Source organism: Chryseobacterium pennipullorum (assembly GCF_003384725.1).
Classification (GTDB): domain Bacteria; phylum Bacteroidota; class Bacteroidia; order Flavobacteriales; family Weeksellaceae; genus Chryseobacterium; species Chryseobacterium pennipullorum.
In genome coordinates this window covers 40,913-55,347 of the sequence record NZ_QNVV01000012.1, presented here as the reverse complement: position 1 = coordinate 55,347, position 14,435 = coordinate 40,913, and the positions used below count along the sequence as shown (strand labels likewise).

Sequence of the window (14,435 nt, the reverse complement as noted above, 5' to 3'; positions counted from 1 at the left end):
TCCTGCAACAGCAAAAGAGCTATTTGATCATATAGGAAGATATTTTATCATTTTTCCCATTTTGAGCTGGATAAAATCCCCAATAAAAGCCAGAAGTAGAAACAAAAAGCAAAAAAGATATAACCTATATTTGAAATCTAAAAAACTAACAACAAATGATTATCAAAAGATAATTATTACTTTCGGTTTTTGTTCACAATACGTAGGAAAAATTTGAAAATGTAAATCGTTCATCGAAGATATATGGCCAAAGCAGCTTATGAGTACCGCAATGATCTGTGAAGATCTAGGGTTAAAAAATCAAAAGCTACTATTTTTCTTCTCCAATCGATCCCGCAGACTTACCTCTTCTGTTCATGAGATTTAAAACTTTCAGTCGTATTTCTGAGGATATTCTTTCAATGGTGAACCTGTAAAAAAGGCCTCCCCCAATACAGGCTGCAAGGCAAAGAATAAGACTTACATGATCTGAAGCATCAAGATTAAAATATTCCAGAGTCTTCTGTACAAGATGAACAATCCCTTTATGGGAAAGATAAATTGCGTAGGATAAGGCAGCCAGCTGCCCTGTGACAAAAGATTTTGAACGGGATAAAAATGAAGACTGAGAAACCGCGGACATCACTATAAACCCATAACTTACGGCTACTAAGGTAAATCCTATAATGGAAGCCGCTTTTGAAGCCTGTTCGTAGCATACCCAGAATGAGATCGCCAACAGCAGGATTCCCAAAAGGAAAAGCTTGTTTCCATTGCGGTGGACCAACCGTTTAAAAACAGGTGAATACTGCATGAGATAACCAACCAATACCCCTGTGGCAAGCCCATCCAGCCTGGTATGAGTAGGATAATATATCTTCATATACCATAATTTCCAGAAATCCAGCGATTCTGTATTGACCACTACAACATCGCTGTTCCAGACCATCAGCCTGGCAGTCAATGAAAAAGCGATGATCAAAATGATCAAAATGCCTAAATATTTAAAAAGTTTTGCCGGCATCAGCATCAATAGCAATACAGGAAGGACCAGATAAAACTGCTCTTCAATACACAATGACCAGGCGTGTGAAAATGTTCCATAATGGATCACATCCAAACCATAGTTCTGGGTAAAAGTGGCCAGTTTCCACCAGGGCGGCAATGCTTCCCGCTCCCTGAAGAGTGGACAGGAAAAATACAGAAGAACAGTAAAGGCGTATGGAGGAATAATTCTGAAAAACCGTTTTACATAAAATCTTTTGAGGCTGATCCCTCCGTTATGGTCTATTTCTTTAAACAGCTGACTCGAAATCAGAAAACCACTCAGCACAAAAAACAGATCTACTCCCGTCCAGCCCCATCTTCCCACAGTATCAATCCATGCCGGATGTTGGAATGCCCGGTAGTGATACATTAAGACCAGTACAATAGCCAGCGCTCTCAGATGATCTAATCCGTAAAGCCTTTCAGAATAGCCTGTTTTCATATTTTTTTTCCTGCAAATATTGATAAAATCAGAATCCATTTGTCGTGCATCATGCAAAAAGCAGCCTTTCTGATATCAAGTGTAAAACAGGTTGTCTGCACATCAAAAAGGATCATTCGTCATTGTTTTCCCCCATTTAATATTGCTTTTGTCACCGTGCATTAAGTTTTATTATTTTTGAGGATGATAAAAACAGGGTCAGAAAATCTAATCAGGCAGAATATCTACTTCCAGGTATTCTTCTGGACCGCTTTGTTTTTATTCGGAACAGCAAAAAGCTATGGAGAGTATGATGGTGGAAACTTCGGGGTACTGGTGATTTATAATTTCTGCCACTGGATTTTCCAGATCATCGGTGCCAATTTGATCTATTACATCCTCATCCGTCATTTTTCCGACCGGAAAAAATACATAGAATTTTTTCTGTACCTCATCACAGGTCTGTATTTACTGTCCGTTATCAACCGGGTCTTTATTGTTTATATTGCAGAGCCTTTTTTTATCAGTGAGCCTAAGGACAGCCTGATCAGCATTTTTACCGACATCAGGTATCTCACGCTCCATTATACTTTGCCTGTAGTAAGCGGCTCTTTTATCTTTATTTCGATCCAGTTTATCATGCGGTACCGGGACGAAAAGGAACGTAGCCTGAAGCTTCAGAAAGAAAAGGCGGAACTGGAACTGAAATCCCTTAAATCCCAGCTCAACCCTCATTTTCTGTTCAATACATTGAATAATATTTACTCTCTTTCGATAAGCAACTCTGATAAAACCTCTCAGTCCATCAGTCAGCTTTCGGATATCTTAGACTATATTTTATACAAAGCCGAGAAAAAATGGGTAGCTATTTCTGAAGAACTGACCATTATTGAGCAGTATATCGCTCTTGAGCACCTGCGGTATAACCATGAAAGATTAAAAATAAGCCGGCGGACGATGCTTCATTCCTCCAATACTATTCCGCCTCTGCTGTATCTCACATTGGTAGAAAACACTTTTAAGCATGGTGCCGGAAAGAACACCGGTATAACGGAAATTAGCATTGAGATCGAAGCTGATGATAAGCAAACCTACTTCAGTATTGAAAACACCTGTCCTGACTACCAGGATAATAATGAAAACGGAATTGGGCTTCAAAATATAAAAAGGCAGCTTGAACATCATTATCAGAATAATTTTGTATTCAGAATCTCCCGGAAAAACAATACTTTTAAAGTTGAAATAATCACTCCGCCACAATATGATTAACTGTATCATTGTAGATGACGAGCCTTTGGCAGCCCTGTTACTGGAAAACCATATCTCCAAAATCGGTCACTTAAAGCTCAAAGGAAAAGCTGAAAATGCAATGGATGCTTACAAGATCCTCCAGAACCAGACCATTGATCTGATGTTCCTGGATATTCAAATGCCCGATTTAAACGGAATTAACTTTTTAAAGTCCCTTTCTCAGAAACCCAAGACCATATTCACAACGGCCTACCGTGATTTTGCGATTGAAGGATTTGAGCTGGAAGCCGTAGACTATCTTCTGAAGCCCATCACATTTGAGCGTTTTTTCAAATCTGTTGAGCGGATTCTGAGGACAGTTCCAGAGACCGAAGAAGACTTTATCATGATCAAAACGGAAAGAATGCACCGGAAGATTCAGCTTTCGGAGATCATGTATATTGAAAGCCAGGGAAATGATATCAAAGTAGTCCTGGCAAAGGAAAGCTTTATTTCGAAAAACAAAACAGCCGACCTGGAAGTGATCCTTTCAGAGAAAGGGTTCATCAGAGTTCACAGGTCTTTTATCATCAATTCCAGGTTTGTTACCGCGTTCAGCACCCATGAAATTCTATTGGGTAGTCATCAGATTCCTGTGGGAAGAAGTTACAAAAAAGAATTCGATCATTATATATCAGCCATTTCCAAAAACAAACTGCTTTAAAACCGGTTTCAAAGCCCCCAAAGTCTAAGGTAAAGATATTTTCCATGATTTTAACACTTGTTTTTTAAATATTACTCCTCCATTTCCCTATTCCCATATTTCATCACTGAAATTCAATGCATTACAAAAAACAATTCACTTTACAAGGATAAAATGAATTCAGAAACAGATCCTGACAACTATGCAATAAATACATGATTTACAACTTATTACCCTTTAAGCACAATAGATCTGGCGGTTGTCCGTTTCTTAACAATATTAAAAAAAAGTATTACTTTTGCCTCAACGAATTAAATTGCTTTTTAGCTTTTTTATTAGTAATTTTAAGTGCACCAATTTATAAAACATTAAAATTCATTCCATGAGAAAAATAATTCTACTTATTACATGTATGTTCGGTATTTCAGTTTTCTCACAGATTAAAGTGTTGAAAAATGAAAGTTTGGTGGAAGTTGGTAAAGATAATTCCGTTGGTCTCTATAAAAAGGAAGATAAATTTACAGTCAATTACCAGGATCTGAACACCAGCAACCTGAATACCATCAGATCTTTTTCTTTTCAAAACCTGAATGGTGATGTGATCGGACTCTATAAACTGATTATGGATGGTTTTATAACAATGCCAGGTGAAAACATCATACTGGAGCTTCCCAATGATATCATTGAACTTCATTATGAAAGAAACTACGGCCAGCCTACCGTACAGTTTATTCAGGTCATCAACAAAAACAGAAAATACATTGGAAAGTCACAGTATTTAACGAGAAAACAGGTTGAGAAAATCTTTGGAAGAACCAACGGGAAGTATGCACTGTATGACAAGACCCCTGCTGTGAATCCGAATGCAGCTAACAAAGGAACCAATACCGCTTCTACCGCAACCCCTACTTCTGGCGGAGCGAAGAAAAAATCAAGAAAATAATTATAATTTAAAAATATTACGAAACTCATTCTACCGGATGAGTTTTTTTATTTTATTTTTGCAGAAAGACATTCAGTATTATGCCGCTTCAGATTCTCAATCTAACCAAAAAGTTTGGAGAGCAGATCGCTCTTAACGATATCAACATTTCTATCGATAAAAATGAAATCATCGGTCTTCTTGGCCCTAACGGTGCCGGAAAATCTACACTGATGAAATCTATCGTAGGAGCTCTGAAAATCGACGAAGGACAAATCATCTTCAATGGAATGGATATTTCCAGACATGAGACTGAAAGTAAGAAAAAAATAGGCTTTTTACCGGAAAATAATCCGCTGTACCTGGAGATGTATGTGAAAGAATACCTTCAGTTTGTAGCCAATATCCATAAAATCCCTGAAAGTAGAATAGACGAGGTTATCGAGCTTGTCGGAATTACCCCGGAAAGATCAAAAAAAATCGGTCAGCTTTCCAAGGGATATAAGCAACGTGTAGGACTGGCACAGGCAATCATTCATCAGCCTGACCTCCTTATTCTGGATGAGCCAACCAATGGCCTGGATCCTAATCAGATTATTGAAATCCGTAATGTCGTAAAAGAAATCGGTCAGCAAAAGACCGTTCTCCTTTCCACGCACATCATGCAGGAAGTAGAAGCGCTATGCTCGAGGGTTATTCTCATTCATAAAGGAAATATTCTTCAGGATTGTCCAATTGATGAGTTCAAAGGAAAGTTTGACAGCCTGGAAGAGGCTTTTGCAAGTTATACCGCGATTCAGAATTAATTTTTCAACCCAATAATTTTTCGGATCAAGCTTAAAGTGTAATGTAATATGCACCTAATAACGCATTGTATCTGATCGTGGCGTTATATTTGATAAGGTTTGACTGTCAAACCAATAACCATATAATAATATGATTAAAACTTTTTTATTAGGAACATTGTGCTTAGCGCAATTTTCTCTTGCTTATGCTAAGGAAATTCCAAATGATTCAAAAGCGAGCCACGTCGTTTCCGGCTATGCTTTTCAAGAAGTACCGAAAACCGTCATCATCAAAACTAAAAAATTCAAAATCAGAATTGATAAACAGCCTAATGGGAAATATCTTTACCAGTCCTGGAATGCGAATGCAAAGATTACGGCTAAACCAAGTATGATCATCAGTGATGGGGAACTTGTTCCTGACGGTACGGGAGGCAATTATTATATTGTCTTTAATAATGAAGGATACAGCTATCAGGTTTGGAGAAACTACCTTACAGATTCTGCAAAAAAAGCCCCTTATACCCTGACAGTTACCGATCAGAATGATCAGGAAATCGTACGTCAGGACGGCTATGTCGTGAAAAACTGATTTTTCAGCTGCTATTTTACCGAATGTATTAAAAGGTAACAATTTTTTATAAAAAACAGAATCCTGTCATTGTACAGGATTTTTTATGTTCCGGATTGTCTGAGCTCGGTAAGGAACCGGCTGGTTTCATAGCTTTCTCTCGCTGCTTTGTACCCGATATTGAAGATTTCTTCCAGTCTTTCTTTCTTACGTTCAAAAGCTCCATAGGAAGCTAATTTCTGAGAGGAAATAAACCAGTCACAGTAATCGAATTTCACTTTTTCTATCCTGTAGGAAAGAAGGTCATAGGAACGTGAGACAATGGCTTTTATGGAATTAAGATCTTTAATCTGTGCTTCGCTTGGTGGCGATACAAATACACCAATCAGCTTGTCACAGTCTTCTCTGATAATGTCTGCCGGGAAATTGTTCAACACTCCGCCGTCACAGTACATTTCATCATCAATGATGTATGGGGTAGTAATTCCGGGAATGGAACAGGAGGCAATAATCGCATCTACGATCTCAAAATCTTTGTCAAAAATCTTCTGGGTTCCTGAAACAAGTTCCGTGGCCACAATTTTCACTTCGATATCAAGGTCGCCCAGTTTCATATCATGAAAGATTGGCTTGAGATAGTTTCTGAAAATAATTGACGAAACCAGCCCCGGCTGATTGAAAGTAAAATGTTTCCAGTTGAAAAAATAAACTGAATTGAAAAACTCAAGGATCTCTTCCGGAGTTTTTCCGATAGCATGCAGGCAGCCCACAATAGATCCTGCACTACAGCAGGAAAGGAGATCTACCTCCATATTATTTTCTTTCAAGAATTTTAATACTCCCGCATGAGCGATCCCTTTGGTACCACCTCCTGATAAAACAAGCCCTACTCTTTCAAAATTCATAGAATAAAATTAAGAAAACCCAATGAGAAAAACAGGTTAATTTTCATAATTATGTTTTTTTAAGTTTATTTTTAATAAGTCCAAATTCTTTTTATTCTCAAACCGGATCCCTTGTTCATGTTGTCATCTTCAGCCAAAGTCACTGTATGTCCCATACCAACTACAGAAAGACAAAAATCTTCTGCTGCGGAATGAAAGGCTGATTAAAAAAAAACACTACAACATTTCCGTACGGTTTTGCTGTAGTGTCATTCTATAATCATCTTATTTCAAGAGATATTCCTGCATAAACCGGATCATGGCCAGGCGCTGAAAGTCTACGTTTTCTTTTTTTCTGAAGCCATGTCCTTCATTTTTGGCCTCAAGATACCATACCGTCTTTCCCTGGGCCTTCAACTTGTCCCGCATCTGGACTGCTTCGGAAACAGGTACCCGGGGATCATTGGTTCCCTGAACGATGAACATCGGCTTTTTAATTTTGTCAATATTATTTAATGGGGCTATTTTGGTAAAAAATTCTGCCATTTTAGGAATTCTTTCGTCCCCATACTCTACCCTTCTCAGATCTCTTCGGTATTCTTCGGTATTTTTAAGGAATGTATTAAAGTCTGAGATTCCCACTACATCCATGGAGCATCGGATTCTGTCTGCGTATTCATAGGCCGTCGCCAGTGTCATAAAACCACCGTAGCTTCCCCCGGTAATCATGATTCTGTCTTTATCCAGTTCCGGCTGTTTGGCAATCCAGTCCAGCAGGGCTCCGATATCTTTCACAGAATTCATTCTCAGGTATCCATTATCAGCGGCAATATAGGTCTTGCCAAATCCAGAGGAACCCCTTACATTAGGATAGATCATCGCAATTCCCATTTCGTTTGGAAAATAATTGCCGGATCCCAGTGATGATGCCATAGATTGTCCTTCCGGGCCTCCGTGTATGGAAATAAGAACCGGCCTTTTACCTGTAAATTTTGCCGGTGCCGGATAATAGAAGCCTGTGATCTTCATTCCGTCAAAACTCTTCCATTCAATAAGTTTTGGGGCGATCATATCTGCCGGCTGCATTTCTCCCTGCTCACTTTCCGTCCATCGTTCGATCTTTTGGGTAGCCACATCCATTTTGTATACATCCGTTCCGGAATTGGCCGTAGCTTGTGAAAAATAAACAGCCTTCCCATCTCCTGAAAATTTACTGCTACCGATAAGCCCTGTTGGAATGCTATTTACGGACACATATTTCCGGGTGTTTGTATCGAGAATATACATTTTATTGATCCCGCTTTCATTGGTGATAAAAATAAGTTTTGATTTATCTTTAGACAGATCATACCTCTCTACATTCCATGGAATGGATGGAGTCAGATAATTGATCTTCCTGGTTTTCATATTCAAAACGGCGAGTCTGCTGAATTCATTCTCACGGTCTGTTATATAATATATTTCATCTTTATTTTTTCCAAAGGAGGCATTAAGCTGTACAATTCCTTTCTCTTTACGGTCCGTAAGAGGTTCCAGTTTCTTTGTTTCCAGATCATAGATATACAGGTAAGAATCATTGGCAGAAACATATTCTGTAATCAGAAGTTTTGTGTTGTCCTCAGAAATATCACTGATTCCCCATCCGCCGCCTTTCAGCTCCAAAACCGGCTTTACTTCTTCCGGCTTCAAAGGGTTCATATAATAGATATCGCGGTCGCCACCGTTTCTTTTGGTAGAGGTAAAATAAAAACCTGAGCCATCTTTTTTCCAGGTAACTCCACCATTTTGAGATCTTCCTCCATCGGTAAGCAATGTGGATTCCAGAGATTTTAAATCGAGCCTGTAAAGCTGACCAAATTCATTGCCACCGGTATCTTTTGAATAGATGAGAAACTCCCCTTTTACAGGTTCGTATGAAGCTGTATTCACCGGCTCATCAAAGAATGTAATCTGTCGTCTGGCTCCCAGTGGATTTGCGATTTTATACAGCTGATTGGTAGATGCAAATCGGGTAACCGCAATAATTTCCTTTCCCCCAGGATGAATATCTGCAAGGCTTGCATTTCTGCTTTCAGAATATTTTTTGAGTCCCTGGCTTAAGCTTTTGGGAATGGGCAATATATTTTCGGCAATCAGATTTTCATTGGGGCTTACGAACATATTTTTTTCCTGTGCTGAAAACAGGGATCCTGCTAAGGCAAACAGAGCGATGACAGATTTATTTCTCATGTTAAATTTTTACCGAAATTAGTTATTTTCCATAAAAAAACCACAGATAAAATCTGTGGTTTTTATGGTTTATCAGAGGTATTCCCTCTTATTTTATTCTTAGATATGAATCACCTCACCATATGCAGCGGCAGCAGCTTCCATAATTGCTTCAGAAACTGTTGGGTGTGGGTGAATAGACTTGATGATCTCATGACCTGTCGTTTCTAGTTTTCTAGCGACTACAGCTTCAGCAACCATATCCGTTACTCCTTCACCGATCATGTGGCATCCTAACCACTCACCATATTTAGCATCGAAGATCACTTTTACAAATCCGTCTGTGTTTCCGTTGGCAGTAGCTTTACCACTTGCAGAAAGAGGGAATTTACCTACTTTGATCTCATATCCTTTTTCTTTAGCCTGCTTTTCTGTAAGACCTACAGAAGCTACTTCAGGGTGACAGTATGTACATCCAGGGATATTGCCATAGTCGATTTTCTCCACATGCATTCCTTTGATCTTTTCAACACAAGTGATTCCTTCAGCAGATGCTACGTGAGCCAATGCCTGAGTCGGGATGATATCACCGATTGCATAGTATCCAGGAACTGAAGTTTCGTACCATTCATTAACTAATACTCTGCCTTTATCTGTCTGGATTCCTACTTCTTCTAAACCGATGTTTTCGATGTTGGCAGCAATACCTACGGCAGATAATAGGATATCCGCTTCAAGAGTGATGTTACCATTCGCTGTTTTCACGTTCGCTTTCACTCCTTCTCCACTGGTATCAACACTTTCTACAGAAGCATTGGTCATGATTTCAATTCCTGATTTTTTCAGGGATTTCTCCAGGTGCTTAGATACTTCTTCGTCCTCTACTGGTACGATATTCGGCATAAATTCTACGACCGTTACTTTTGTACCCATTGTATTATAGAAATCTGCAAACTCTACTCCGATCGCTCCTGAACCTACAACGATCATAGATTTTGGCTGCTCAGGAAGAGACAGTGCCTGTCTGTATCCGATTACTTTTTTACCATCCTGCGGTAAGTTTGGTAATTCTCTTGAACGAGCTCCTGTAGCAATAATGATGTGGTTTGCTGCATACTCAGTTACTTTACCGTCTTTATCTGTAACAGAAACTTTTTTACCTTTCTGTACTTTTGCTGTCCCCAGAATTACGTCAATTTTGTTCTTCTTCATCAGGAATTCGATTCCTTTGCTCATTTTACCGGCAACACCACGGCTTCTCTGAATTACATTGGGAAACTCAAAACTTGCTTCCACTTTATTCAGACCATAGTCTTCAGCATGGTTGATATAATGAAAAACCTGAGCAGATTTTAGTAAAGCTTTCGTTGGAATACACCCCCAGTTCAGGCAAATTCCTCCCAAGTTTTCTTTCTCGATAATTGCGGTTTTGAAACCCAACTGTGCTGCTCTGATCGCAGTAACATATCCACCAGGACCACTTCCAATGACAATAATATCGTAATTCATTACTTTAAAAATTTTTATGCGAATTTAAGGAAAAATATTGGATGTTTGCCATTTCTTCGGGTTCATCTTACAATGCATCTGTAAAGTTATTTCTATTGAATTATCAGCATAAAAAAGAGAATGTAAATCCATTCTCTTATGACAAAATCAATTTTTATTGAAAAGTATTAAAATTTAATCTGTAAAAATCAGTAATCCTGATTTCTATAATAGCAAAAAAACGATCTTATTTCATTTTTTTAAGTAATCGTTTCTGGCTTTGGTATTTTTGGTTTAAAGCCTTCATCTGGTCCCTTTTCATCTGTTTGGTCGCAAGCGGATGATTCATAATCAGTTTTTTTTCAGTATTGTATCTTTTGTCGAGTTCCTGCATCTTGCGATTGACCAGTTCTGTCTTTGATGGATGCGGAGGAAGGGGCGGGCGCTTTTGGGCTGCTGCATTTACTGAAAAGCCTAAAACGAGTACTGTTGATATAAAAAGCTTTTTCATAACAAGTATATTTATGAATGATTTCAACTGATCAATTACAATTCATTGAATTCTTTCAGATTTATCATAAAGATTACACATATTGTACCACTTTTTCAGATGGTACGGAAATGACCTGTAAAAACGCTCCAATTGTTTTATAATGACAGAAATTCTGATGTAAAAGGTATAAAAAACCTCTATATATAAGTTATAATCATACAAAAATCCACCAAAATCACATTATAGTGAATTAAATAAATTATCTGTAAAATATTAACTTTCAACGGATTATTTGCATATTTTTTTTTATATTTTTGTGATAACCAAATTTTATACATATGAAAAAATACATTTTACCACTCTTAATTGGGATGTTCCCTCTTCATGCGCAAGTAGGAATTAATACTACAACACCCAACAGTACTTTGGCTGTTAACGGCTCTCTAGGGGCTGGTTACAGCCAGATCACAGCAAACAGCTATACTATTCTTCCAACTGACCATTATATCACATATAATGGAACGGGTAATGCGACATTTACACTCCCTGTTATCGGAACAGGAGCTACCAGCTACACGGGAAGAATTTATAAGATCAAAAATATTTCCACTTCTGGTATTACCCTTCAGGCATCGGGTGCTAATACGCTAAGGATTGATAACACACCAGTAGCTTCCTTTGTTATTCCTAGGGGGGCTTATGCGGAGGTAGTTAACAACAGCAATACGACGGGTGGTACTTGGGATCTGTCTTTTACAGTTCTCCCTAAACCAAGCAACGTGGAGATTTATGGCGCACAGCTGTCTATCCCTCCCCATGGGGGCGGATCTCCAGGGGTTGGGGACTGGTCCAATCACACAGTTACTTCTTATGATACCGGAACAGGAACCGATGTATGGTGGGTGATCAGCAAAACATCCACTGCCTATGCCCATACCTCCGCTTATTCCAATACGAGCAGAATGACTATTGTTTATGAATATCAGGGGTCGCCTTTCAATGTGACTAATATGTATCCTATCCTTACTGCTGGGAACAATTCAAGTTTTCCGGATGTTTTTACGGCATCATTTGTAAGTCTTGCCAATAATGGAACTGCCGGAAGAACCCGACTTACGGTTTCTGTTGCCAGGATAGATTTCATAGGAAGCAATGGATCCAATAACAGTAACTGGACCGGAACATTCTTACTTAATCTTCTCCTGGCAAGAAAATATTAAAGTAACCATATACATTTTTACAAAGAGTAGAAATATCTGCTCTTTGTATTTCTGAATTTATTGCTTTATCTGAATCACTGTAACATATTGTAATGCAGACCTGTCTTGGAGAATCCTGATCTCCAAGCTATTGCCGCTCTTCTTCCACTGTACTTTAGCAGGAACTCCCAGAACACGTACAGATTTTGGATTTACTTTTTCAGGAATGGGAACGGAAAGGATTGCCGGCGCCTTATACTCTGCTTTTTCGTCCAGATGAAAGATATTTACCGTATTTCCATCTTTACTTTGGGTATAATAAAAATCGCCGACGTGATAAGGCGCTATACTTCTTGTTGCAAACACTGCAGACTGATTTTTTTCCATCCATCCGGAAATTTCCTTTAATCTGTCATAGACCACTGCATCATAGTCCCCATTGGGTCCGGGAGCAATATTCATAAGATAGTTTCCGCCCCTTGAAATGATTTTAACAAGGGTTTCAATAATCTTCTGCGACGACTTATAGTGATCGTCGGGAACATAAGAAAAGGAGTCTCCCATGGTCATACAGCTTTCCCATGGAATAGAAAGGGCGTGCTCCGGGACAGCCTGTTCCGGGGTTACATAATTTTCCCACTTTCCGGGAACAGTACGGTCTACAATGATAATTCCCGGCTGATTCCGGCGGGCCATGGCTCCTATCTTATCCATATCAATATCCTGTTCCACTTTAATAGTTCTCTGCCATTCCACATTGGGATCTATGGTATGAAAAGGACGAACCCAGCCTCCATCCAGCCACAAAATATCGATTTTACCATAGTTGGAGGTAATTTCATTCAGCTGGTTGAAGGTAAATTGTTTAAAGGCATTCCATCGATCCGGATACTTTTGGGGATCATAATTTACATTTCTGTCTTTAGGTGGAAAATAAGACCACCAATAATCGTCAGAATGCCAATCCGGTTTTGAAAAATAAGCGCCGATTCTGAATCCTTCCTTTCTGAACGTATTGAAGATTTCTTTGGTAACATCTGCCTTCGGATTTTTTGAAAACGGAGTTTTGGGGGAAGTCACTTTATAGTCTGACTGTTTGGTATCAAACATTGCAAAACCATCGTGATGCTTTGTGGTAAAAACCATGTATTTCATTCCTGCCTTTTTTACCGCATCTGCCCATTTTTCAGGGTTGAACTGTATGGGGTTGAATGTCGTCTGAAGGTTTTCGTAATTCTTTACATACTCATCATAAGATTTTCCGTGTTCAGGTTTTCTTTGCGTCCACGACTCGTCCTCGGGACATAAGCTCCAGCTTTCTACAATTCCCCACTGGCTGTAGGTCCCCCAGTGCATAAACAATCCGAATTTCAGATCCTGCCATTCTTCCAGATTTTGTACAACAAGTGGATCTGTAGGTTTTTGGTAGCCTTCGGAAACAGGGTGCGCCTGTGAAAGCAGCGTCGAACTTATGAAAACTGATAAAAAGAACAGCGTTTTTGTTTTTGGCCGGATGAGCATATAAGGATAGTTTCCCGCTAATTTAAACAACCTTTGATAAATCTGCAAACATTAGGATTTCAATAGGTTAAAAACTGCACCCTCCCAATCCGGAAAGGAAAAAGTGAATCCAGTTTTGATCAGTTTTTCAGGATATACATGACGGCTTTTGAGCAATAATTCAGTTTCTGTTTTCAGGAATAAAGATGCCAGTTCCAGCTGCCAGACCGGAGCATTCAATCCAAACGGCATATTCATCTGCTTTCGCAATATTTGCATCATTTCTTCGTTGGAGATGGGTTTTGGGGCTGTTACATTAATGGGTCCTGTCATATTTTTGTTCTCAATGATCAGTTCCACTGCCTTACAAAAATCATCAATATGAATCCAGCTTACCCACTGATTACCTCTTCCCTGCTTACCTCCCAATCCCCACCGGGTAACCTGCCGGAGCTTCGGAAAAGCACCTCCATGATTCCCAATAACAATGGAAGTTCTCAATGCGACTTTGCGTACATCATCATGGGTTACCTTAAAAAATTCTTTCTCCCAGCTCTTGCAGATATTCATTGAAAAATCATCCCCGATAATTCCGTTTTCTTCAGTATTCAGATGTTTTTCAGAATGAACATAAATGGTTGCGGAACTGGCATTCAACCAGACCTTTGGTTTTTCAGAACAGCCATCCACAGCCTTTTGCAATATATTGGTGCTTTCAATTCTTGATGAATAAATTTCCTGTCTGTTTTTTTCGTGATAACGGCAGTCTACGGATTTCCCTGTAAGATTGATGAGAACATCAGCATTTTCAAGTCTGTTCTTCCATTCGCCCATCGTTTTTACATCCCAGAAGATCTCATTGCTGCGTTTTGGATTCCGGGTCAGAATGTATACCCGGTTTCCTTTTTCTGTAAAGTATTTTTCAAGGTTTTCACCGAGAAATCCGGTGCCTCCAGCTATAATTATTTTCATTTCTCTAGACTTTATGAATTTTACATACCTCTG

General features: G+C 39.0%; 13 protein-coding genes. 6 read left to right on the top strand and 7 right to left on the bottom strand.

Features of this window, described 5'->3' with window-relative positions:
* Positions 1 to 310 precede the first annotated feature (310 nt).
* A complete protein-coding gene (locus DRF67_RS13850) occupies positions 311 to 1,468 on the bottom strand; it encodes an acyltransferase family protein (protein ID WP_115928929.1) in 1,158 nt (385 codons plus the stop codon).
* A 183-nt stretch (positions 1,469 to 1,651) separates the two neighbouring features.
* Between DRF67_RS13850 and DRF67_RS13845 the strand changes: the two genes are divergently transcribed.
* The 5 genes from DRF67_RS13845 to DRF67_RS13825 all read left to right on the top strand — a co-directional run bounded on the left by DRF67_RS13845 (position 1,652) and on the right by DRF67_RS13825 (position 5,679).
* A complete protein-coding gene (locus DRF67_RS13845) occupies positions 1,652 to 2,716 on the top strand; it encodes a sensor histidine kinase (RefSeq protein WP_115928886.1) in 1,065 nt (354 codons plus the stop codon).
* Positions 2,709 to 3,401 (top strand): LytR/AlgR family response regulator transcription factor, encoded by a 693-nt coding sequence (locus DRF67_RS13840; protein ID WP_115928885.1) that lies wholly within the window; start codon positions 2,709 to 2,711, stop codon positions 3,399 to 3,401. The genes DRF67_RS13845 and DRF67_RS13840 overlap by 8 nt, the downstream gene beginning before the upstream one ends.
* Positions 3,402 to 3,762: 361 nt before the next feature.
* Positions 3,763 to 4,323, top strand: a complete 561-nt coding sequence (locus DRF67_RS13835) for a hypothetical protein (RefSeq protein WP_115928884.1) — start codon at positions 3,763 to 3,765, stop codon at positions 4,321 to 4,323.
* Between the two features lie 80 nt (positions 4,324 to 4,403).
* Complete coding sequence (locus tag DRF67_RS13830) at positions 4,404 to 5,108, top strand: ABC transporter ATP-binding protein (RefSeq protein ID WP_115928883.1); 705 nt, start codon at positions 4,404 to 4,406, stop codon at positions 5,106 to 5,108.
* Positions 5,109 to 5,238: 130 nt separating this feature from the next.
* A complete protein-coding gene (locus tag DRF67_RS13825; RefSeq protein WP_115928882.1) occupies positions 5,239 to 5,679 on the top strand; it encodes a hypothetical protein in 441 nt (146 codons plus the stop codon).
* 83 nt (positions 5,680 to 5,762) lie between these two features.
* On the opposite strand, the gene DRF67_RS13820 is transcribed toward DRF67_RS13825, so the two are convergent.
* The 4 genes from DRF67_RS13820 to DRF67_RS13805 all read right to left on the bottom strand — a co-directional run bounded on the left by DRF67_RS13820 (position 5,763) and on the right by DRF67_RS13805 (position 10,749).
* A complete protein-coding gene (locus DRF67_RS13820) occupies positions 5,763 to 6,563 on the bottom strand; it encodes a patatin-like phospholipase family protein (RefSeq protein ID WP_115928881.1) in 801 nt (266 codons plus the stop codon).
* Between the two features lie 264 nt (positions 6,564 to 6,827).
* Positions 6,828 to 8,771: a S9 family peptidase gene (locus tag DRF67_RS13815; RefSeq protein WP_115928880.1), complete on the bottom strand. Its 1,944-nt coding sequence runs from the start codon at positions 8,769 to 8,771 to the stop codon at positions 6,828 to 6,830.
* 99 nt (positions 8,772 to 8,870) lie between these two features.
* Entirely contained in the window at positions 8,871 to 10,259 is a 1,389-nt protein-coding gene (gene lpdA / locus DRF67_RS13810; RefSeq protein WP_115928879.1) for a dihydrolipoyl dehydrogenase, read from the bottom strand.
* Between the two features lie 226 nt (positions 10,260 to 10,485).
* Entirely contained in the window at positions 10,486 to 10,749 is a 264-nt protein-coding gene (locus tag DRF67_RS13805; RefSeq protein ID WP_115928878.1) for a hypothetical protein, read from the bottom strand.
* A gap of 320 nt (positions 10,750 to 11,069) precedes the next feature.
* Between DRF67_RS13805 and DRF67_RS13800 the strand changes: the two genes are divergently transcribed.
* On the top strand, positions 11,070 to 11,951 hold the full coding sequence (locus DRF67_RS13800) for a hypothetical protein (protein WP_115928877.1): 882 nt from the start codon (positions 11,070 to 11,072) through the stop codon (positions 11,949 to 11,951).
* A 57-nt stretch (positions 11,952 to 12,008) separates the two neighbouring features.
* On the opposite strand, the gene DRF67_RS13795 is transcribed toward DRF67_RS13800, so the two are convergent.
* Positions 12,009 to 13,499, bottom strand: coding sequence for an alpha-L-fucosidase (locus DRF67_RS13795; RefSeq protein WP_228435813.1), 1,491 nt, complete (start codon positions 13,497 to 13,499; stop codon positions 12,009 to 12,011).
* Between the two features lie 3 nt (positions 13,500 to 13,502).
* Positions 13,503 to 14,402: a TIGR01777 family oxidoreductase gene (locus DRF67_RS13790; protein WP_115928876.1), complete on the bottom strand. Its 900-nt coding sequence runs from the start codon at positions 14,400 to 14,402 to the stop codon at positions 13,503 to 13,505.
* Between the last annotated feature and the right edge of the window lie 33 nt (positions 14,403 to 14,435).